General features: G+C 43.7%; 24 protein-coding genes and 2 pseudogenes. 10 read left to right on the forward strand and 16 right to left on the reverse strand.

Features of this window, described 5'->3' with window-relative positions; genetic code table 4:
• Window positions 1–23: 23 nt before the first annotated feature.
• Together glf and CSH31_RS00820 are read right to left on the reverse strand one after the other, a co-directional pair.
• Window positions 24–2,033, reverse strand: a complete 2,010-nt coding sequence (glf, locus tag CSH31_RS00815; RefSeq protein ID WP_128008485.1) for a UDP-galactopyranose mutase — start codon at window positions 2,031–2,033, stop codon at window positions 24–26.
• Window positions 2,023–2,268 (reverse strand): FAD-dependent oxidoreductase, encoded by a 246-nt coding sequence (locus tag CSH31_RS00820; protein ID WP_345775149.1) that lies wholly within the window; start codon window positions 2,266–2,268, stop codon window positions 2,023–2,025. Before CSH31_RS00820 ends, glf begins: the two co-directional genes overlap by 11 nt.
• Window positions 2,269–2,395: 127 nt before the next feature.
• On the opposite strand from CSH31_RS00820, the pseudogene gyrB reads away from it, so the two are divergent.
• Both gyrB and gyrA read left to right on the forward strand, forming a co-directional pair.
• A pseudogene (gene gyrB, locus CSH31_RS00825) lies at window positions 2,396–4,314 on the forward strand (DNA topoisomerase (ATP-hydrolyzing) subunit B).
• Between the two features lie 10 nt (window positions 4,315–4,324).
• Window positions 4,325–6,991 (forward strand): DNA gyrase subunit A, encoded by a 2,667-nt coding sequence (gene gyrA, locus CSH31_RS00830; protein ID WP_128008487.1) that lies wholly within the window; start codon window positions 4,325–4,327, stop codon window positions 6,989–6,991.
• A gap of 25 nt (window positions 6,992–7,016) precedes the next feature.
• On the opposite strand, the gene CSH31_RS04300 is transcribed toward gyrA, so the two are convergent.
• From CSH31_RS04300 to CSH31_RS00840, 3 genes are read right to left on the reverse strand one after another with little or no spacing between them, the layout of a single operon-like run.
• A complete protein-coding gene (locus CSH31_RS04300; RefSeq protein WP_161565621.1) occupies window positions 7,017–7,187 on the reverse strand; it encodes a hypothetical protein in 171 nt (56 codons plus the stop codon).
• A complete protein-coding gene (locus CSH31_RS00835; RefSeq protein ID WP_128008488.1) occupies window positions 7,157–7,588 on the reverse strand; it encodes a hypothetical protein in 432 nt (143 codons plus the stop codon). The genes CSH31_RS04300 and CSH31_RS00835 overlap by 31 nt, the downstream gene beginning before the upstream one ends.
• Window positions 7,589–7,597: 9 nt before the next feature.
• On the reverse strand, window positions 7,598–9,313 hold the full coding sequence (locus CSH31_RS00840) for a hypothetical protein (RefSeq protein ID WP_128008489.1): 1,716 nt from the start codon (window positions 9,311–9,313) through the stop codon (window positions 7,598–7,600).
• Window positions 9,314–9,444: 131 nt separating this feature from the next.
• Between CSH31_RS00840 and trmB the strand changes: the two genes are divergently transcribed.
• From trmB to tilS, 5 genes are all read left to right on the forward strand, one after another.
• The gene (trmB, locus tag CSH31_RS00845; protein WP_128008490.1) at window positions 9,445–10,047 is read left to right on the forward strand and encodes a tRNA (guanosine(46)-N7)-methyltransferase TrmB; all 603 of its coding nucleotides are present in this window, start codon (window positions 9,445–9,447) and stop codon (window positions 10,045–10,047) included.
• Between the two features lie 155 nt (window positions 10,048–10,202).
• On the forward strand, window positions 10,203–10,607 hold the full coding sequence (locus CSH31_RS00850; protein WP_128008491.1) for a hypothetical protein: 405 nt from the start codon (window positions 10,203–10,205) through the stop codon (window positions 10,605–10,607).
• Window positions 10,595–11,554 (forward strand): tRNA (adenosine(37)-N6)-threonylcarbamoyltransferase complex transferase subunit TsaD, encoded by a 960-nt coding sequence (gene tsaD, locus CSH31_RS00855; protein ID WP_127942649.1) that lies wholly within the window; start codon window positions 10,595–10,597, stop codon window positions 11,552–11,554. The genes CSH31_RS00850 and tsaD overlap by 13 nt, the downstream gene beginning before the upstream one ends.
• 16 nt (window positions 11,555–11,570) lie before the next feature.
• Window positions 11,571–11,978: an aminoacyl-tRNA hydrolase gene (gene pth, locus CSH31_RS00860; RefSeq protein WP_128008492.1), complete on the forward strand. Its 408-nt coding sequence runs from the start codon at window positions 11,571–11,573 to the stop codon at window positions 11,976–11,978.
• Between the two features lie 149 nt (window positions 11,979–12,127).
• Window positions 12,128–13,021, forward strand: a complete 894-nt coding sequence (tilS, locus tag CSH31_RS00865; protein ID WP_128008493.1) for a tRNA lysidine(34) synthetase TilS — start codon at window positions 12,128–12,130, stop codon at window positions 13,019–13,021.
• On the opposite strand, the gene CSH31_RS00870 is transcribed toward tilS, so the two are convergent.
• The 11 genes and pseudogenes from CSH31_RS00870 to CSH31_RS00920 form a co-directional block, all read right to left on the reverse strand.
• Window positions 12,974–13,870, reverse strand: a complete 897-nt coding sequence (locus tag CSH31_RS00870) for a hypothetical protein (protein ID WP_128008494.1) — start codon at window positions 13,868–13,870, stop codon at window positions 12,974–12,976. The genes tilS and CSH31_RS00870 overlap by 48 nt on opposite strands.
• A 336-nt stretch (window positions 13,871–14,206) precedes the next feature.
• The gene (locus tag CSH31_RS00875; RefSeq protein WP_128008495.1) at window positions 14,207–14,410 is read right to left on the reverse strand and encodes a hypothetical protein; all 204 of its coding nucleotides are present in this window, start codon (window positions 14,408–14,410) and stop codon (window positions 14,207–14,209) included.
• Window positions 14,411–14,643: 233 nt separating this feature from the next.
• Window positions 14,644–14,835 (reverse strand): annotated as a pseudogene (locus tag CSH31_RS04835) (phospho-sugar mutase); the annotation flags it as partial.
• Complete coding sequence (locus tag CSH31_RS04310; protein WP_161565622.1) at window positions 14,805–14,951, reverse strand: hypothetical protein; 147 nt, start codon at window positions 14,949–14,951, stop codon at window positions 14,805–14,807. The pseudogene CSH31_RS04835 and the gene CSH31_RS04310, both read right to left, overlap by 31 nt.
• Before the next feature lie 269 nt (window positions 14,952–15,220).
• Window positions 15,221–15,640: a hypothetical protein gene (locus CSH31_RS00895; protein WP_128008498.1), complete on the reverse strand. Its 420-nt coding sequence runs from the start codon at window positions 15,638–15,640 to the stop codon at window positions 15,221–15,223.
• A 55-nt stretch (window positions 15,641–15,695) separates the two neighbouring features.
• The gene (locus CSH31_RS00900) at window positions 15,696–15,875 is read right to left on the reverse strand and encodes a hypothetical protein (RefSeq protein ID WP_128008499.1); all 180 of its coding nucleotides are present in this window, start codon (window positions 15,873–15,875) and stop codon (window positions 15,696–15,698) included.
• 1,751 nt (window positions 15,876–17,626) lie between these two features.
• The gene (locus CSH31_RS04315) at window positions 17,627–17,770 is read right to left on the reverse strand and encodes a hypothetical protein (RefSeq protein WP_161565624.1); all 144 of its coding nucleotides are present in this window, start codon (window positions 17,768–17,770) and stop codon (window positions 17,627–17,629) included.
• A gap of 8 nt (window positions 17,771–17,778) precedes the next feature.
• A complete protein-coding gene (locus CSH31_RS00905) occupies window positions 17,779–18,075 on the reverse strand; it encodes a JAB domain-containing protein (protein WP_161565625.1) in 297 nt (98 codons plus the stop codon).
• Window positions 18,069–18,275: a hypothetical protein gene (locus tag CSH31_RS00910; RefSeq protein ID WP_128008501.1), complete on the reverse strand. Its 207-nt coding sequence runs from the start codon at window positions 18,273–18,275 to the stop codon at window positions 18,069–18,071. The genes CSH31_RS00905 and CSH31_RS00910 overlap by 7 nt, the downstream gene beginning before the upstream one ends.
• Window positions 18,263–18,451 carry a UPF0758 domain-containing protein gene (locus CSH31_RS00915; RefSeq protein ID WP_128008502.1) on the reverse strand — a complete coding sequence of 63 codons (189 nt, stop codon included), beginning with the start codon at window positions 18,449–18,451 and terminating at the stop codon, window positions 18,263–18,265. The genes CSH31_RS00910 and CSH31_RS00915 overlap by 13 nt, the downstream gene beginning before the upstream one ends.
• Window positions 18,441–18,620: a hypothetical protein gene (locus tag CSH31_RS00920; protein WP_128008503.1), complete on the reverse strand. Its 180-nt coding sequence runs from the start codon at window positions 18,618–18,620 to the stop codon at window positions 18,441–18,443. Before CSH31_RS00920 ends, CSH31_RS00915 begins: the two co-directional genes overlap by 11 nt.
• 1,097 nt (window positions 18,621–19,717) lie before the next feature.
• On the opposite strand from CSH31_RS00920, the gene CSH31_RS00940 reads away from it, so the two are divergent.
• From CSH31_RS00940 to CSH31_RS00950, 3 genes are all read left to right on the forward strand, one after another.
• Window positions 19,718–20,023 (forward strand): hypothetical protein, encoded by a 306-nt coding sequence (locus tag CSH31_RS00940; protein WP_161565627.1) that lies wholly within the window; start codon window positions 19,718–19,720, stop codon window positions 20,021–20,023.
• A 12-nt stretch (window positions 20,024–20,035) separates the two neighbouring features.
• Complete coding sequence (locus CSH31_RS00945) at window positions 20,036–20,455, forward strand: hypothetical protein (RefSeq protein WP_128008505.1); 420 nt, start codon at window positions 20,036–20,038, stop codon at window positions 20,453–20,455.
• Between the two features lie 115 nt (window positions 20,456–20,570).
• Window positions 20,571–20,909: a hypothetical protein gene (locus tag CSH31_RS00950; protein ID WP_128008506.1), complete on the forward strand. Its 339-nt coding sequence runs from the start codon at window positions 20,571–20,573 to the stop codon at window positions 20,907–20,909.
• Window positions 20,910–21,213 lie beyond the last annotated feature (304 nt).

Genomic DNA, 21,213 nt, shown 5'->3' on the forward strand with positions numbered 1-21,213 from the left:
TAATTTTAGTCTTTTTAAACCGCTTAACCCCACTCGGCCATGATGTTAGTTTTAAAACGCGAGTAAATAATGGCTCCAATCCGGATGATGGTCGCAATCATGTAACCGCGCGTGAAGCGGACTAGACCAAAAAAGGCGCCGCCTAAAATTAGCCGTCCGTACTTAGGTTGGAGACCCAAAAGCATTTTGAGCGTGTTCATAATCGCCCGGTGTTTAGCTGAGATGCTCGGGTCTTTAACAATAATTAAAATTCGCCACTGGGCTAAGCGCCTGAGCGCGATGATCGCGTAGAAAAGCATTTTACGCGAGTAAATTTTGTCTAAGTTGACTTGCTGTCAAATCGTGGTTAAAACTTCTAGTTGATGCAAGGCGTTTTTAACCATCACTTTGATGTTGATCGATTGTTCATCCCGACCAACGTAGTAGCGATAAAGCGGTAGGGGCACATAGTAAAAAGACTTAACTTGTAAAAGCGGAATCAAGGCGAACTGACTGTCGGTGTAATAAATACCTTCCAGTTGACGGTACTTAATTTTGCGCAAAAAATCTAGCCGGTAAACAAGCGAGTGCATCGTGATTAAATCGCTGGGTAAAGCGATTTGACGTGTGTCAATGATTCGAAACGGTTCGATGTAGTTGCGGAAAGATTTGCGGTAAGTCTTGTTAACGCCAATTTTTTCAAACGTGTGGTCAGTTACAATCACGTCCACTTGCGAAGAAAGTCCGGCGCTAATGTAAAGCAGTTTGATGAAATCGTCGGTGCTAAAAGTGTCATCAACGTCCAAAATCTTAAAGTAAATTCCCCGAGCCAACTTAAGGGCGTGGTTGATCACGCTGCCGTATTGGCCGTTAGGTTGAGCAATCACCCGAATAAAGTCCGGTCGAACTAAGGCGTTATAACCGCGCGCCAGTTCGCGCGCGACTCGAAGCGAGTCGTCGCTTGAACCATCGTCAATCACAATTACCTCGTAAAGACGAGTTAAGTTACGCTTAATCATTTGGTGGTTAACGACCGAGTGCAGTGCAAGCGGCAAAAAATCTTGACCGTTATAACAAGGAATAACGAGCGAATAAAGCGGTCTTTTCACGGCTAGTCTGGTTTTTCTCCCAGCAAGACAGTTGCTTTTTTCCAGCGCGATTTTAACCGCCTGGTCCATGTTTATGTACTTAAAAGTCGCCAAACGACCGACGAGGTGAAGGTTAGGGTAGCGACTGGCTAAGCTCTGGTATTTTTGGTAAGCGGTTTTAGCTTGGTCAGTCATCATCGGGTAGTAGCGCGTGCCAAAACGAGGTGAATCAGGCTCGTAAGCACCTGGGTACTCGCGGGTAATCACCGTTTTGCCAGTCGCTTTTTGACCTGTCATGTGTTTGTATTCGCTAATCCGAGTCATCGTTGGGTCGGCCGGGTAATTGACTACCCCGACGGGTTGAAACTGGTCAATGTTCAAAGTTTGAACTTTAATGTCAAGCGAGCGGTACTCTAAAAGTCCGTAGCGGTAACTAAAAAGCTGGTCAATCGGACCCGTGTAAACAACCGGAATTTTAATTTCTTTAGCGCGGTAATAAATTTTGCCGTCCCGAAAACTGACTAAATCGCTCGCATCGGTTTTCAAAACAACTTTAATGTTTTTGTGAGCCAGCATTTTTTCCACGCTCTTGGTATAGCCCTCAATTGGCAAGCCCTCATATTTGTCAAAGAAGTAACGGTCCTGGTAACCGATCATAACTGGCACGCGAGCTAAAACGCTCGGATCAAGTTCGCTCGGGTCTTTACCCCACATTTTACGGGTGTAGTTAGCGAAAATTTTCCGGTACACAAAATCGGCTACCTTTTGAACTAGTGGATCCGGGTTTTTACGGAGTTCGCCGATCGTAACGCGCTGGTCAATTCCGTAAGTTGTTTTTAAAGCCGTTTTAATTTGCTCAGCCTGGTCGGGAAAAAACTGGTCTACGCCGGTGAAATTAAAAGGATCGGAATTAGGTGGTTGTCAACTTTGCCAAGTACCCGGTTGTGGTAACCGTTTAACTCCCAAAACTGACTCATGAAACGGTAAACAGTCTCGTCATTAGTGTGAAAAATGTGGGACCGTAAACGTGGGTCATCACGCCTGACACGTTTTTGTCGTAAATGTGACCCGCCACATGGGGACGCTGTTCAATCACTAAAACTTCCCGGCCAGCTTGAGCCGCTTGGTAGGCGATGACGGCTCCCGAAAGTCCGGCGCCGATGATAAGAATATCCATTGTATAATTGCTATTATAGTTCAATTGGTCAGATTGACAAAACCGACTTTAAACTCCATTTCGTAAGCGGTTAATGACCAATAAGACGCCAATTTATGGTATAATTTCTTAGTAATTTACTTTGGTAAGTAAATCTAGTTAGCAAGGGGTTTTGGTGCAAAAATACGATTCGACTAGTATCGCAGTTTTAGAAGGTTTAGAGCCCGTTCGTACCCGGCCAGGGATGTACATCGGCGGAACTGGCACGCGCGGTTTACACCACCTAGTGTGGGAAATTTTGGATAACTCGGTTGACGAGGCAATGGCCAATTTTGCGACTAAAATTGACATCATTTTGGATGCTGAGGGCGGAGTTACAATTAGCGACAACGGACGCGGAATTCCGGTTGACATTCACCCGTCGACTGGTCTTTCCACGCTTGAAACTGTTTTAACTCGTCTCCACGCCGGTGGTAAGTTTGATTCTGAAACTTACAAAGTTTCGGGCGGACTCCACGGAGTCGGTGCTTCGGTTGTTAACGCTCTAGCGAGCGTTTTTGAAGTCTGAGTTGAACGCGATGGGAAAATTCACGCCTTAAAGTTTGAAAACGGCGGCCAACCAACTGGACCGCTTGAGGTAGTTGGGACAAGCGAAAAGACGGGCACAAAAATCCGCTTCGTGCCTGATTTTACGATCATGGAAAAAAACGAGTGGGATTTTGCCGGCATTGTTGACCGAGTTCGTCAAACCGCTTACCTAAACCGCAACTTAGCCTTAACTGTCACCGACGCTCGGAGTGAGCAAATCATTGAGCGCAAGTTTTGCTTTGAAGGCGGAATTAAGCAGTATGTGAACGATCTCAACGTTGGTAAAACTGCTCTCCACGAGCAAATCATTTACGCCCAAGGCGAGTTTAACGGCGAAAAAAGGTACCGTGCAAGTCGAAGTTGCGATGCAATACGACCAAGCTTTCCAAAGCAACATCGTTTCTTACGCCAACAACATCGCCACTAACGAGGGCGGAGCCCACGTAACTGGCTTTATGGACGCTTTAGTCCGCATTTTTAATAACTACGCCGAAGAAAACAAGATTTTCAAAAACGAGAAGGAAAAGTTAACGCGCGAAGATGTCAAAGAAGGTTTAACGGCGATTATCTCAATTCGCCACCCGAACCCAATGTTTGAGGGGCAAACCAAAGGTAAACTGGCTAATCGCGATGCTCGCACAGCTACTAACAAAATTTTGTCCCACAGCTTAGAAAGATTTTTACTCGAAAATCCCTTTGAAGCGCGTCAAATTATTGACAAAGTGATGCTGACCCAACGCGCTCGGTTTAACGCCCAAGCTGCTCGCGAGGCAACTTTCCGCAAGGACGCGTTTGAAATCGGTTCTTTGCCCGGCAAATTAGCCGACTGCTCAACTAAAAGTGCCGCTGATTCGGAACTCTTTATTGTTGAGGGTAACTCGGCCGGCGGCAGCGCTAAGATGGGTCGAAACCGGGAAATCCAAGCCATCTTGCCGCTGCGAGGAAAAGTGATTAATGCTCAAAAAGCTCACATTGACAAAGTTTTCAAAAACAATGAAATTGGTTCTTTAATTACCGCTTTAGGTACCGGCGTGGCCAGTGAGTTCAATCTTCAAAAACTGCGCTACTACAAAGTGATTATTATGACTGACGCTGACGTGGATGGGGCTCACATTCGCACTTTGCTCTTAACTTTCTTGTACCGCCACATGCGGCCTTTAATTGAGTACGGTTTTGTTTACATCGCCCAACCGCCGCTCTACAAAATCACCACTAGTCGACAAACTTTTTACGCCTACAGCGAAAAAGAAAAAGAGCAACTTGTTGAGGAACTAGACGCTAACTCAAAAATTTCGCTCCAACGTTACAAAGGGCTAGGAGAGATGAATCCTGGTCAGCTTTGGGAAACAACCATGGATCCTGAACGCCGTAAAATGCAGCAAGTTCAAATCGAAGACGCAGCTGCGGCCGACTTAACTTTTTCAATTCTAATGGGTGACGACGTGGAAAAAACGCCGCGAATTCATTCAGGAAAACGCCCGCTACGCCCGGGTGGAGGTCTAACGGAGTAACTATGTTTAATAATTTTGACGACGACGATAAAAAATACCAGGGCGAAGACGAAAAAATCGCCACAATTTTTGGCGAAGAACCAAAAGCTGACCTTGATAGTTCCGATCCAACTGAGCAAAACGAATTAGCCTCGCCCAAAAGCGAACCCGAAATTAGTTCGCAAATCATTAGCGACGACATTGACGGCCTTTCGCCGGTCGGAATTTCCAAGGAAATGCGCCAATCTTTCTTAGAATACGCTATGTCAGTCATCGTAGCGCGGGCTTTGCCCGACGCGCGCGATGGTCTTAAACCAGTTCACCGCCGGATTCTTTACGGTCTTCACGAACTGGGTCTTTTGCCAAATGTGGCTTACAAAAAATCGGCTCGGATCGTCGGAGACGTGCTCGGGAAATACCACCCGCACGGCGATAGTCCAGTTTACGAGGCAATGGTTCGAATGGCCCAAGACTTTTCGATGCGTTACCAACTAGTCGACGGACACGGAAACTTTGGTTCAATCGACGGAGACCCGGCCGCAGCGATGCGTTACACCGAGGCTCGCATGTCTAAACACGCGGCTCTGATGCTGGACGGAATTAGAAAAGAGACGGTCAACTTCGTGGACAACTACGACTCGTCGGAAAAAGAACCCGCGGTTTTACCAGCTCGTTTCCCCAACCTACTTGCTAACGGCGCGACTGGAATTGCCGTCGGAATGGCAACTAACATTCCGCCGCACAACTTAAGTGAAACGATTGAAGCGCTAATTATGCTCGCCCAAAACCCGGCCGTAACTACCGAACAACTGATGCAAGTCTTACCTGCTCCCGACTTTCCCACGGGCGGATTAATTACCGGTGTCAGCGGACTTCGCCACGCTTACCAAAGCGGTCGCGGATCGGTTTGCATTCGTTCAAAAACCGAAATTGAAACGCTTAAAAACGGTAAGCACCGAATTATCGTCACCGAAATTCCTTACCTAGTTAACAAAGCTCACTTAGTGGAAAAAATCGCTGAGTTGGTTAAAAATAAAGCGCTGGATGGCATCACTGATTTACGCGACGAAACTTCCCGACACGGGATGAGAATTGTGATCGAACTAAGACGTGATGTTGTGCCCGAAGTAGTTCGCAACCACCTTTTTAAAATGACCAACTTACAAACTAACTTCAGCATTAACATGCTTGCTTTAGTCGGGGGTCAACCCAAAACTTTGGGACTCAAAGAAATGCTCAGCGTTTACTTAGCACACCAAGTGGAAGTGTTAACTCGTCGCACAACTTACGATTTAAACAAAGCCCAGACGCGTGCCCACGTTTTGCAAGGTCTTAAAGTGGCAGTGGAAAACATTGATGCCGTGATCCAAATTATTAAGAAAGCCCAACACGACCAAGCGGCTCAAAACGCTTTACAAACTCGTTTTAATTTGTCGCCCGAACAAACTAAAGCGATTATTGACATGCGACTTGGTCGGCTAACTAGTTTGGCGACGGAGAAAATGCGCGAGGAACTGGCTGACTTAGAAAAACAAATCACCGAACTGAAAGCCATTTTAGCCGATAAGAACTTGCTAATTCAAACTATCATTAGCGAACTACGCGAAATTCAAACTAAGTACAGCGATGTGCGTCGGAGCGAAATCGTGGAAGGTTTAATCGCGATTGACGACGAAGATTTAATTCCCCAAAAAGATATCGCCATCACGATGAGCGCCAAAGGTTATGTGAAAAGAGTGCCACTTGAGCAGTTTCAAATTCAGCGCCGAGGCGGTGTTGGAGCTCGTTCAATGAGCACTTACGAAGACGACCAAGTTGATTCGATTTTAACTACTTCAACTCACACCGACTTACTAATTTTTACTTCGGTCGGCAAAGTTTACCGCATCCGCGCTCACCAAATACCAGAGTCTTCTAAGCAAGCCAAGGGAACGCCGTTTGTCAACGTAATTCCTGACCTAGATAAAAACGAAAAAGTAGTTTCGCTGCTCAGTCTAAGCGAGTATAAACCTGAGCATTACCTTTTAACTGCCACCGAGCAAGGAGTAGTTAAAAGAACTTTGCTAAGCGAATACGCGCGAATTAACCGCAACGGTAAAAGGGCGCTCGGACTACGCGAAGATGACGTATTGGTCAGAGCTTTAATTGTCAAAGAAGGCGACCAAATCGTTTTAGGCTCTTCGGGCGGTCGGGTAGCTCGGTTTGGAGTCGAACAAATTCGTCCAATGGGTCGAAGTGCGGCCGGAGTGCGAGGAATTAAACTCAACTTATCAGCCGGTGAAAAGTTAGTGGGACTTTCTTATTCGCGTCACGCGGAAGACAAACTGCTCGCGATTGGGGAACAAGGTTTTGGTAAACTGACTCCGATTGACCAGTACCGTCAAACTAACCGCGGCGCCAAAGGGGTAATTAGTCTGAACACGAAAAAAGCCGGTCAACTGCGGTTTGTTCGGATCGTCAAAGGTTACGAAGACCTTTTGGTTACGACTAAAAAAGGGATTACCATTCGCACAGCACTTGAACAAGTGAGTGTCAGCGGACGCGCGACTAAGGGCGTCAAATTATTACGCTCGGAGCGGATAACGCCATCCAATCTTTGTCAATCATTGACAGCGCCAAAATTGAGCAAAAAGTTGAGGAAGCAATTCGTAAAACGCAAGAAATCGAACTTGCTCAAGTTGAGGCACTAACTTCAGAGTTGGCCAAAATCAAATCTTAACGCCAATACTTTTGGGGTAAGTAACGCTGGGAAACTAGGTAGTTAACAAAGTCATCAAAAATTTGCCGGTCAAAAATGTCTTCGCGGTAGTGAATTAAGTCTAAAACGTGTTTAACAGTGGAGTGGACTTTTTTAACTAGTCGGCGCGGGTAACCGTACTTGCTCACGTGGCGGTTAAATTCGGGATAATCAACAACGCGCGTTTTCTCGCCGGGGTAAAGTTTAATGTCCAAATCGTAATCGATAAACTTAATTGTGTTGTCTTCAAAAAAGGCGGTGAAGACAAATTAACGTAGTAGTAAATGCCGGTGTGACGAATTAAACACATCGTGTTAAAAAAGCCGTCCAAGGGAAAAAATCAAACGAGCGGTTCGCGCATCACCCAGCGTGAACCTTTTCTTTCCTGGACCTTAGTTTTGTACATTAATAGAGCGATTGAGTACTGTGAAACTTCAACAACTTTCACGCCGTTCCACTGGCGGTAAAGCGTACCGTCGTGTTTGTAGGCTTGAACGTTAATAATCGAGTTCATGACCGGCAAAGAAACATCCACTAATTGTCCTTTCAACTAAACGACTTAAGCATTGTTAAGCAAACTGATTTGCACGCTTTTTTGGTCAGCGCTTAAAACGGCTTGGTAAGTACGTCCGACTTTTTTAGCCCGCTGAGGATTAGAAAACTTTTTGGTTCAAACAGGTCCAGTTTGCGAACGCCGTAACGATTCTAAAGCTTTCAGATCCTGACCAAACTCATCCTTGGCAAAGTAAAGAATTTTGCCAACTAACTCAGGTCCGTGGAGTCAACCGTCTCTTTCCCCGTTAGTCACGTAAAACGTGTGGCTATCAACCGAGGAGTAAATCGAGCGCACATCAGAAGCTAAGTGAGTCAGCGCATGGTAATCGTAAGGACGTGGATGTTTAATAATCGGGATCGCCCGAAAACTGCCATCTTCCTTCAAATACCCGACGTAGTTGTAATCGGTTTGGGTCGGATCTAACCAACCTGCGAATTTAATCCGGTCTACTTCTTCGTCTGATTTCATCGGTACTCTGACAATACCGCCTTTAACGTTGCTCAAATTACGGGCTGTGTTTTCGTGTCAAATCAAAGCTAAATCGGCCGAGTTAAAGTGCCCATTGTGCTCGCGCCACAAATTAATTAAACCGCTTGATGTACTTTGGTCAGCAAAAGGACGGTCGTTTAAGTAAACATCGTTTTGCTGAAAACCTTCGCTGTACATTAGCGTGTCGCGAAGGTAAAGCGTTAAGTTTTGGTGCCTGTCGTCGTAAGGCGATTGCCAAGTGCCTGAACGCAGCACTAAATCACGTTCGCGAAATGGCATGGTAAGTTGCATGTACTTACGGGCAAAAAGTTCGTGAATTGAGAAAAGGTACGAAATTCGTTCGCTCGCGTTTTCAGGGTTGATGGGCGCCCATTCCCAATCTGGGTAAGCTGGTGAAAACGCGTAACCTTCGTTTCTTTCAAAACCTTCCCAAATTTTGCTAAAGTCGCGCTCAGAACTGTTAGCAATTTCAAAAAGCGTTTTGGAATCGTAAACGGTTCCGATTGATTTGACTCGAACCGTTTTGGCGCGGTTGTTCTGTTTTAGTTTAATCGTGTCAAGAAGCGGTTGGTTGGAAATGAAATTGTCGTAAATGTAAGGCTCGCCGTAAAGCGGTGTAGGCACATCGTAGCGAAGCAGTTCTTTGAACTTGCCTAGGAAGTACTGGTTTCAAGGTTGAACAACGTTGGGTTGAGAATAAATCTCTTTGCTGACCCAGGTTAAATCATCAATTTCTAAGTTCATTAGTCAGGCGTTAGCTTCGTGGTGACGGTACTCGTGGTAAAGCGTTTGAAATAGCAGTTCCACCTTAGTCTCTAAGAAAGAGTGGTCGGGCGCTTGACCCCGGTTAGAAAAAATGTTGACTAGCGGACTGGTGTTAATGATGATTTGCGAAGTACCCGGGTAGTAAGTGCCGTTAACCGAATCGGAAATTAGCGCGTCAGAACCCTCCTCGGTCAAAATGATTTCTTTGAGCGAGTAAATTTCCGGTCCCACACCTAAGTCGCGGTCAATTCTTTGTTTGAGAAGTTCTAAACCGCGGTCGCCCAAAAACCAAAGCGGCTCTGTCTCGGTGCCAAAATGTTTCAAATTCCGCTCGCGAATCGGTACGCCACAGTAAGAAATTTCCATTCACTGAGCCGGTGTGACTGAGCGTTTTAACTCGCCAAAACCGCGGGTAAAAGCGTAAATGCTCAGACCCAGCGAACCAATCGCAGTTAAAAAGAGCACTCCAACGCCTCAACCAACTAAGTTGCGAGTGCTTCGAATGGAGGATCAATAACCTCTGGGACGGGGAATTTTTCAGTTCACGATCGTTAACTTTCTGCCAGAATTATAGACTTTTTCCCTATCATTCTAGCGTGCACCTCCGTAAGAAGCAATCTCTCATCGACCGTTTTATTCGCTCGCCTTACCTAATTAAAACTTGTCCTTACCAACTTGAAAAAGACACGATCTTGGAAATCGGAACGGGCAAGGGAGCGATGTTAGTCGCCTGAGCAAATTACAAACATAAGCAGCCTTTTGTGGGTTTAGAAAAAAATCTCGCGGCGGTTAGTTTTATTCTCAATAAAATTCACCATTTTGTTCCAAACTTAAAAATCATGGTGGGTGACGCGGAGCATTTACCCCGTCTTTTCCAAGGTAAGTTAGCTCAAATATGGTTAACATTTCCCGATCCTTGACCTAAAAAGCGGCACGCCAAAAGACGTTTAACTGATCCAAAATTTTTAAAAATTTACCAAGCGATGCTTAGACCGGGCGGCATCTTACAACTTAAAACTGATAACCGTGTCTTTTTTGACCAGTCGCTGGCGTTGATCCAAGATTTTGGTCTCAAACTTGAGCAAGTTAGTTACGATTGGCACGCCGAGTTGGGCGAGCAAAAAAACTTTCCGAGCGAATACGAAGTTAAGTGGTCTAAACTTGGCAGCAAGATTAACTTTTTAAGAGCACGTTTTTAGAGTTAAAATACTTCTGCTATGTACAAAGTTATCTTTGAAACAACTTTGCCCGACCTTTTTGTGGCGCTGGTTAAAGACGATCACATCGTCTGGACGCGTCACCTTTTAGACTGCCGGGAAAAAAGTGAAAATTTGCCCAAGTCTTTCAAGATTTGATGAGTGAAAACTCTCTCCGGGCTGACCAAATCAGTCGCTACTACGTTACGCTGGGACCGGGTTCTTTCATGGGCAGTCGCGCTAGCCTGGTTTTAGCACGCAGCATCGCTTTGACCACTCAGGCCGAGCTTTGAGTCGCTAGCACTTTCTCTTTTATCACTAACCAAGTTGACGGCACCTACTACTTAAAAGCTTCCAAAACCCAAAGTTACCTTGGTCAAATTGAAAACGGTCGACTAAATTGCCAACTAGTCCGACTTTGCCCGAGCGAGCCTTTTGACTACTACCGGGCTTTTTTTAAACACCCAACCAAAGTACTTGACCACTTTAAAAAAGCCGATAACCTAGCCAAACTAGAGCCGATTTACCTGAAAGAACCGGAGGCTGCCGTATGAAAATTCTAGCTTTTGAAACATCGCACGACGACACATCGATCGCTTACTACCAAGACGGTCAAATTTTGGCTTTGGAGCAAAAAAGTCAGGCCGAATTTCACCGCCACTTTGGCGGGACAGTGCCCGAGTTCGCCGCGCGTTTACACAGTCAAAACTTAGCCGAACTGCTACCCCGTTTAATTAACCGGTTTGACCTTTCAAAAGTTGATGCGATCGCTTACACCGAAAAACCTGGTTTAATCGGTTCGCTCCACATCGGAAGACTAACGGCCCAAGCACTCAGCTTTGTTTACCAAAAACCCATTTTTGGCATTAATCATTTGCACGGCCACATTTTGAGCGTTGAGTTTAGCGGCAAAATTACTTTCCCGGCTTTAGCGCTAGTTGTTTCGGGCGGTCACACCCAAATTTGAAGAGTTGATAATTACTTAACTTTCCAACTTTTGGCCGAGACGCGCGACGACGCACTGGGTGAAGCGTTTGACAAAGTGGCAAGAGCGCTTGAAATTGGTTTTCCCGGTGGTCCGGCGATTGACAAAATTAGCCGTGATTACGCTAACGAAAATTTAATTGATTTTAGTTTGGATCTCTTGGAAGAGGGTGATTTTTCTTTCTCTGGCATCAAAACGAAAGTCTTGCAGTATCTCCGAGAAAACCGACCAATTTCAACTGAAAAAAAACTGCTTGTGGCCAAAAGTTTCCAATATCACGTTTGCAACTACGTGATTGAAACTTTTAAGAGACACCTCCACTCTCAAGAGTACGGCAGCATCATCCTCAGCGGAGGGGTGGCCGCTAACTCTAGACTCCGCCACGAATTTAGTCAACTTCACGAGCGAGTTTTAATCCCGAAACTTGAACTTTGCACCGACAACGCAGCGATGATTGCCCTAGCTTGCGATCGGCAAAAGAGCCACATTTTGAGCCACCAGCAACTTGAACCACTGCCTCAATAGTGGTTATAATTCATAGATGATTTTGATTGTCGGTCTTGGTAACCCGGGTGCAAAGTACGCGAATACCCGCCACAACATTGGTTTTAAAGCGATTGACGCCTTGAGTAAACTCTGGAACATAGAGCTCAACCAGAGCAAGTTCCAAGGCAGTTTTGGTAAGTCGGGGCAAGTAATTTTGGCGCGACCAAGCACGTACATGAATTTGTCGGGTCACTTTGTCAGCCAACTCGCGCGCTACTTTCAAATTGAAACGACCCAAATTTTAATTATTTACGACGAAGCGGCTTTACCCACGGGCGTAATGAAACTGCGGCAAGGCGGCTCAAGCGGCGGGCATAACGGAATTAAAAGCGTCATCGAGCAACTTGGTCAAGATAATTTCATGCGACTTAGAATCGGATCGGACCGGTGCAAGGCAACTTAGAAACTTACGTCCTAAGTTCTTTTAGCACTAGTCAAATCGCAGTTTTAAACAGTCAAAAAAACGTTTGCTCCAAATGGTGGAGTCGCTAGTTGAAGAGGGGCTAGAAAGCACCATGAACCGCTTTAACTAACCAGGCTATAATTCAAGGCATGAAAGTTTTGGCAATTAGTGGCGGACCCGACTCAATTTTCTTGCTTCATAAGTACCGACGCCAAAAAGTGGTCGTGGCTCACGTCAACTACCAACTGAGAAAAACTAGCGATGCCGACCAGTCTTTGGTCGAATCTTACTGCCGGCGCTACCAAATTGAGTGCCATGTTTTGCGAGCAAAAAAAATTAATGGCACGGGCAATCTTCAAGCCAAAGCTCGGCAAATTCGTTACGACTTTTTCCAAAAAATTTACCAGCGTTACCAAGCCAAAATGCTTTTAACGGCTCACCACAAAGATGACTTTTTAGAAACGGCTCTTTGACACCAGAAAACTAAGCGCCAGCCCGATTACTTCGGAATGCGAAAAGACCACCAAATCCAAGGCATGCGTGTCAAAAGACCTTTTCTACACCGCTACTGAAAAGACCAAATTCGAGTTTACCTAACTAAACGCGGTCTTGAATTTGCAAGCGATTTAACTAACGATGATCCCCGTTTTGCTCGCAACCGAATTCGAGTTAAACTAGCCGAATTACCAACCAAACAAAAGCAAGCTTACTATCGCTGGTTTTGTTTGAGTAACCAGATCCTAGTTAAGAAAAACCGTAAAGTGGCACGACTATTCAAACACTGGCAAAAAACTGGTTTCCGGATCGCATTTTTAGAGCGGCAAACTTTTCAAGCCGCGCTGGTTTGGAAACTAATTTACCAAAATGCTTCGCCGATTAAAGTTAGTTCCCAAAAGTTAGATAACATTACCCAGTTTTGCCTCAGCAAAACCCACGCTCAAAAATTTGTCTTAGATAGCGATTGACACCTAGTCAAAAAGAGCGGGCGACTTAGTTTAGTTCGGGTAGAAAAAAATCAGCAAAATTCAAATCGTCAAAATTAAAATCCACGGCAACGCAGTGTAGTAATAAACGCGCGTGGAACGTCCGCGTTTTTTGCCAGCCAAACGCAAGTTTTTGTTAATCAGTGAGTAACGTCTAACGCGACGCTCACCAACACTAATGTTAAAGACCAAGAGCGCCGACATAATTAGGGAAGGTCAAACTCAAAGAAGTTTCCAGTTTAGATCGATTCCCGAAGCGAGCGATTCGGGTGTTAAGTTGTTTTCGTGTAAAAATTCCGAATCTTGGTAAAGGTATTTGTTAACGGTAATGTTTAACCATTCACCAGTTCCGCTTCCGCCCGGAGTAATCGAGAGCGAGTTGGCCGTTTTAATAATGTCAAAAGTAACGATTTGGGATCAGTAAGTCCCGCGCGATAAGTCCGTGCGAACAAATCCGCCCAGAGAAAGCACTAAAGCGTGAGGTTGGAAAAAGACCGGTAAAAACGTGTAAAAAATGATTTCAAAAACGATTCACCATTTAGCTCACAGCGACCGCATGCCTTGGCGCATTTCGGCAAATTCAAATTGAACCCGGGCGGCTCAAATACCGGGGTCGTAAATTTTTACAAAGGGCAGCCACTCTAAAAATGAAATCGTTTTCTCAACTATTCAGTGTTGAAAACGCACGTGGAGACTGAGTAAGAAAATCATAATCGTAGCGAATAAGTTTCACGAAAGACCGACCAAAAACCAAATTAAAGTCGCTCGGGAACCAGTTTGATTAGTCGAAAGAAAGTCGCGGTAAATTGGGTAACCGATCGGCAGCAGAACCGCTGTTTGCAAAACAATCCCCGCTTGGTAAATGACAAGCGAAGAAATAATGGAAGATAAAAGCGGACCACGCCGCACTCCTTTGCGGCGTAAGTACCAGTAGCCGATCGCATCACACGCCGATCGAAAATGGCGTTACAAAAGTAATCATTAGACCCATGAAAGAAGCGATGATTAAGTGGTGAAACTTGACTTTTTCGTTTTGAAGAGTCAGCATCCTTTTCCGAACCCAAGCTTCTAACACGAGGGTGAAAGTCATTCAAACGACCAAACTAAACCAAACAATTCGCATTTGTGAACTAAAAACTAAGTGAGCCACGTCAAAAACGGTCCGGTTCCGAGCGCCCTTATAAACGTAAAGAAAGACAACCACTAAAAGCGCGGCGATAATGGCAGTAAAAAGTCCGTAGCGAATTATCGAACTAATTTTAATTTTAGTTGGATGGGCGACTCGATGTTATCTTCAATCAAGTTGCTAATCGTTTTTTCGGTTGTGACAATGTCAACTAATTCTTGCTCGGTTGTACCAATTGTTTGAATGTAAATCTTCACTTTCGGCTCGGTGCCCGAAGGTCGGATGGCAAACCAAGTCCCGTTAGACAAAGTAATTTTGAGCATGTTTTGGTTAGGTAGTGGATGCCGACAACGTTATAATCAACGCTTTCAACCACTTTTTGACCGGCAATTTTGCGAACTTTTTTGAGCCTAGTAAACAGTTTGGCTTGGGCACTTGGTGTCAGTACTTTTGACATGACAATCGAACGGTGAATGCCGTGCATTTTAAAAAGTTCAAGCAAGCGATCGTAAAGGTTAGTGCCCTGCGTTTTGTAATAATTAGCCATCTCAACCACTCCAACTAAAGCTTGGAGCGCGTCTTTGTCGCGGCTAATGTTTGGATTGAGCAAAAAGCCGTACGACTCTTCGTAAGCAAAAACAAACTGCTGGTTAGTCTTGTCTAGCGCCTCAATTTTTTCGGCGATGTTTTTAAAACCAACGTGAGTCTGGTAAACTTTTAGTCCGCGCGGCGGGCAATTTGGGCCGATAACTCACCCGAAACAGTCGTCTTAATGATGTAACCGCGTTTGGGCAATTGACCGCTCTGCTTAAGTTGGTTAATTAAGTAATCTAAGTAAAGAGCGGCGACTTGGTTTCCGTTCAAATATTTTAAAACGGTGTTTATATTTGACGACTACGCCTAATCGGTCAGCGTCAGGATCAGTCACAACTAAAGTCGCTTTCTGAGTGCGGGCCAGCGAAACCGAGCGCGCGAAAGCGTGACCGTCCTCGGGATTAGGCGACTTAAGAGTGCGAAAATCTGGGTCTGGCACCATTTGCTGACTAACGTTGAGATGTTTCAATGTTCATCCGTTTGAGCAACTCATCGCCAATTTTTTCCGCCCGTTCCGTGAAGCGGTGAAAAGATGACTTTTAAAACTTTCGAATCATCGGGTCTTTGCCGCAGTTGTAAAAGTGCTTGGATGTAACTTTCCACGATGTCTTGACTAACGTAGGCATAGCCACCAACTTTTCGCTTCACTTGAAGCGGATCAACTTGAACCATGTTGGCTTGAACTTTTTTAGCAGCCTCGCCCGTAAGTTGACCACCCAGATGGTCGTAAACTTTAAACCCGTTGTACTGCTTAGGATTGTGACTGCCGTAATCACAATCCCGCCAGCCAAAGATAATTTACGGACCGTGTAAGAAACTAATGGCGAAGGTTGGAGTTCGTTTGCTTCAAACAAAAATGCTTTAATTTGGTGAGCCCTTAAAACGTCGTAAGTCACTTTAGCAAAAAAGTCCGAATTAGCGCGGTTATCGTGTCCGATGATCACGCCTTGTTTGAGCACTTTAGCTGCAAAGTGCGTAAGTACTGGGCGTAAGCTTGACTGGCCGCTGCGATAGTTAATTCGTTAATTCGGTCGGGCCAAAACCCATTAGTCCGCGCATGCCAGCGGTGCCAAAAACGAGTGGTTCTTGAAAACGAACGCTCAAATCTTTCCGAATTAAATGGTTTAAATCACGTTTGTACAAGGGGTCTTGGACCAAGGCATTTTGCCAACGTTCTACGAGCGGGTTAGCCATAAGCGAATTATACTTTATAAATCTGGGCGCGCTAGGTGCGACAAATTTGAAGATTGACTGTTAGTTTAATCTTTTGGAAAAACACCCCAAACTTGCTAAACCAAGTTGGTCTATAATGTCAAAGTCTAACTTTGCTTAAAATCATTTGAAAAATTGAAACGGAGAAATCTAAATAAAACCGACTTACGAGACTGACGCGCAGCATGCAGAAATTAGTCAACCCCAGCCAAACGCTGTTCAAGCACCCAATTTTTTGCCCGGCAAAATACTTATTTGGGTAGCGGTTGTGGTGTCGCTTTTCACAACTCTACTGGCCCTCATTTCACCAACCAGTTTTGTTTCTGAATTATAACATGGGGCAAGCAAACCGCGATAGTTTTTGTGATCGCAACGAGCATTTACTCAGCCCTTGGCAACCTTCTTTACGCCTTACCTCTCTTTCTTGTCAAAAGAACTAATGTTATGAGAGTTTGGGCAATCGTGTGACTAGTTTTGGCAGTTCTTGGTTTAGTTTTTTTGCCTCTTAACTTAAGGATGTTCGGTCCTCTCTCAACCGTACTTGGCCTAGCTAATGCGGTCTTAATTTTGGTTGGTTTCAATTTGATTATTGTCAAAGCCAATCAAGCGCAAAAATCGATCCAAGAATTTTTCGCAATTTTAACCTTATAGCCGCCTAAAAAAAGCGCTTCGCCCTAAATGTGAAGCGCTGATGTAGTTGGTTAAACTTTATAAAACTCAATAGTTAGTTTTTAATGCTAAATACAAATTCAAACTAATTCCTCGCCCTTGGTCTAAATCTTTTCAAAGGGGAGCGTTTTATAATAAGTAACCAGCCATCGGGAAGGAAATTCACATTCTAGCTGCTAAAGTTAACATCAAAGCAGTTCCGGTTCCTTTTTGAGCGTTTCATACATCCTTTTAATTCCCGCGCTAGTTATAGTGAACTTTGCGTAGATGCCCAAAAGATCAAACCACGTTGGTTGGATGTTATCCTCTCAAAAACTTAACTCATCCGTTTAAATCCACGCATTTTGTGGTTCGCTTTTTAAAACATTTTCTCCACCCAATTTCATTTTGTTTGTTGGCCTCTTGGGTTGCGGTGCTCGCAAGCGTCGTCGGTGACGCAGCCGCGATCGCGCTGTTTAGTAGTAACGACATTTTTAGAAGCATGTTTTCTCCTTAATTCAAGGATCGTTTAATCCAATTTTGTTCGCCAAAAGTGTTTGTCAGAAAACAGCTCTACACAAACTCTCGGTTTAACAAACTGGCCAATCCACTCAACTTTTCAATTTTTCGTAATATATCTATTTACACTCTCATTATACAAGGAGGTTGTCAGTCTCTCAATAAGGTGGAGCAATTTAAATTACCCCGTTAAAAAATCGGTTTAATTAAGTGTCCGGAGCCACTTTTTTTTGACTAGCCAGGTAAAAGTTCACCCTTAAAACGATTATAATTTTAGCGTTAGATTTGCCAAAAATCTATCAAAAAGATGAAACGGAGAGATAAGAAGAATGAGAGAAACTTATGAGACTAACACAGGTCAGCCCAACTTTTTTATAGGAAGACTTTTGGTCTGGATTGGTGTTTTAATAACGATAGCAGCCATCATAACTGGTATTGTGATGGCGTCTAACAACAGTGAAGTAGGTCAAAACGCGATGGGCTTTTTCTGGGGTGTTATGCAGCTAACATTCTGTTTTTGCTACTTTACGTGTTACCGCTGATGATTGTTAAGAATCCTAACACGCTTAAATTTGGGCGATCGTCTGGATTGTGCTTTCGGCCCTTAGTTTGATTTCAGCGATAGTTAACATCGTCAACACCTCAACTGGTCTAGTCAGCGGAATTCTCGGATCATTAAACGCAATCTTTATTTTAGTCGGATCTATCATGATCGTGGCTAACGCTCGTAACTACCGTTACAGATTTTTTCATAAGATCCGTCGGCACAAACAACAATGTGACCGAGTAGTTGAATGCCAAATATTTTGGCGCACTGAACAATTTTAGAAGTAATCATTCGGTCGGCTGGAGAAGGATTAGTTTTTTCCTGACGGATGGTTATGGAAGCAGTAAAAACGGCGCGCTTGAAAAGAGAGAACGTGCCAATAATTTTGGCCGGTTCAATTGAAACAAAAGAGTTGGTTCCTTTGTAGATCGTCTCCCAGTAAAGAACGACGTTTTTCTGGTCTAGCAAAACAACCAGGAACTTTCCTGGTTTTTTGTTGCGATTTTTCAGCGGGCAAAGTTTGCTGCTTGATAATCGTTCTCGATTCGCTGCCCATCAGTCGTTTTACCAATCCGCCGACTTAGTTCAAAAAGCGCCTTGAGTTCAATCGCCTTAACTAATCCAATTCCGTGAATTTGGTGTCAATCGGTTATTCCTAAAGACGCCAAGTGGTGTAGGTTCCAAATCTTTGCCAAATTTTCTTAGCTAGATCAATCACATCTTGTTGGTGGTGGCCTGAACGTAAAAAAATCGCCAATAGTTCTATGTCGCTTAAATTTTCAGCTCCTAAGCGCAAACACTTTTCGCGCGGACGAAGTTGGTGAGGTAAATGCTTAATAGGCATAGTAAACCACTCGGTAAGTCTGACTCGCGGATTTAGACGTTTCGCGGTTATCCCACTTAATTTCTTGTTTTCCGTCTTTAAAACTGCCAACGCTTGAATTTGAAGCGTGAATAGCGGCGATCACTTGGTGAATCGAACCAAAAATTAACGGCAAGCGACGGCTACCCATCCTCAACCGCCTGAAACTTGGTCTAGTTCACAACTTGATAAAGGTTTAAAGTTTGCTAATTTCAATTTTCCTCCCAACCAAAGTTGGGTAAGTTGGCTAAAAGTTGGAACTTTTAAGAATAACTAACGGTTTGATCGGGGTAAAAAGGATTTTGCTTTCGAATCGTTAGCCAAATGAAAAAAAATCACCTAAGTCAATAGTTTGTGCTAATGTGTAAAAGGGACATGATTTTTGAAATGTTGCCGTGTACTTAGGTCAATTGTCAACTAAATCTTAATCACTAAGTTTGTATATTTTCTACGAACAACATTTGAATTAATTGAAAAACAAGGGAAGCACACTGTGGATAAAAATAAACTTTACGAATACCTCTGGGAGTTCGCGAAAAAAAATTAAATTCAATCCAGCGCTTATGGTCGAGCCGCGGTTGTTTGCAGCGATAAAGCGCTAGAAGAATTGGCAAATTTGGCACCCCATCGCAAAGAAGACATGCTTGGTGTTGAGGGACTTGGTTCATCGTTGTAGATAAATACGGTGATCGATTTATGGAAGTTTTGAAACTTTATCACAACGCCAAAGTGGATCTTGCACCGATCAATGAAAAAACAAAAAAAACGCTGGATAATTGCAAGATCGATTGGTTAATTATCAACAAACGAAACGCCTTCTTTACACTGGCAAATTACTCGCTAAATTTGGAATGGACTTGCACAGCGATGATGAAACTAAAAACACGGAGTTGATTGATTTTTTTAATTTCCCAGAAAAAAAAGTCAACAGTTTGAAATTTGCAATTTCAACCCTGGCAAACTAATTCGAACCGAGGAGCAAAAGTATAAGCGACTTGTATCGTTACTACGTGAAGTTGCCAAAGATTTCCGTGAAAGTGGTCAGTACGAACTTTACGTTGCTTATCCGTTTGTAATTGGTAAAATCGCAGGCGACAATTTTAGTGTGCGAGCTCCGCTCGTTCTGTTTCCGGTTGAAATTGTTAAACAACTTACTCATTCGCTATTAAAGTTAGCACCACTAGAGAAATTCTCTACAACAACAACCTAATCTTGTTGGAGAGCAAATACAGCAGAATAAATCGGGAAATGCCCGATCCGACAATTGAGGAAATTAATCCCGCGACTTTTAAAAATGAAGTGCTCAAGTTTTACGCTCAAAACGGTATCGCAATTAGTCAAGATGAATGGACAGAAGAGACTAACGAGAACCAACTAAAATTACTGACCAAAAAAGAACTTGACTTTAAAGTCCAAAAGCCCCACAACTACTCCCCGGAGACTGATGTTGACAAAAACACCGACTTACTTCAAGAAGCATCTAACGCGGAAAACAAAGAAGTAGGCCCAACTAAATTTAAAGATGACTTACTGCCGTTTACGCTGGAGATCTAGTCGCGAGTAGTCATGGCATTTCGGATACAGAACCTTTTCCCAGGCCAGCCAACTTGACCGGCTAAAGCTGGCGGTCATAACTTAAAAAACTCAAAATTTGTTGAGTATAAAAGTGACACTTTCCCGCGCTTTCTAAATGGTGAGTTTATTTGCAAAACAACATCGTACTCGGAAAATTTTCTTTTGTACTCAACTGCTATTCAAAAGGATTTTAAGAAAATTGTTGACCAAGGTGAGTTAACCTCATTGATTAACGAACTTTTATCTGGCTACGACGAGCAAATTGATTTATACGGCGACGAGGTTTCTGCGCGCGAAGAAAAAGACGATGAGAAAAAAACGTTTTTAAAGAGTCGGAATTTTATTACATTAATGATCTCAATAGTTCCCAGGAGAACGCGATCTTACAAATCTCCCAAAAAGATAAGTTAGTAGTCCAGGGACGCCCGGAACAGGCAAATCACAGATGATCACCAGTTTTGATTGCTGATTTTGTGAGCAAAGATAAAAATGTTTTGATGGTCTCCCAGAAAAAGCAGCTCTAGAAGTGATCTATTCTAGACTCGGAGAACTATCAAAGTACGCTCTTTTTCTTAGCGACCCCAAAGATAAAGATGGCTTTTACCGGCAAATGGACCAACTAATTTCAAGTCGATCAATCCCAGACTACTTTGACCAGCAACTAATGGATTTAGCCGGCTCAATCGAAGAAGAAAGCGCCAAACTAGACCAAATTGCTGAAAAATTGTTTGCTAGCCCAATGAAGATGCGCCGATGTATCAAATTTACCGAGAAAACGTTAGCAACCAGTTTAAAGATGAAACACATAACCACGCCCTTATGTTCGAAACTATTCCGGAACAATGCTTTAACTGAAGTTATTTAGTTGCTAAAAGATTTACAAAAATGTGTTAACGGTCAATTGCTCAAAATTTCCAATTATTTTCCAAATTAAACGCAACTAGTCCTTGACTAAAAACCGTGTTACCAAATTTATCTAAGTACCAGTTCAATCAATTAACCGAAAAAGCGAAAAACTTGCCTTGACCAGCGCAGTTACTTGCAGTCAGCATGAATTAAACGGATATTTAAAAAGAAGGAAGAGAAAGTCCGCGCTTAAAAAACTGCTGGCCAAATTTTTCCTAAGTTACCAACCCAAAAAATTATTTTTTAAAAACCCAGAGAAATTA

It is taken from the genome of Mycoplasma sp. ATU-Cv-508 (assembly GCF_004011945.1).
In the GTDB taxonomy this organism is placed as follows: domain Bacteria; phylum Bacillota_I; class Bacilli_A; order Mycoplasmatales; family Metamycoplasmataceae; genus RYZV01.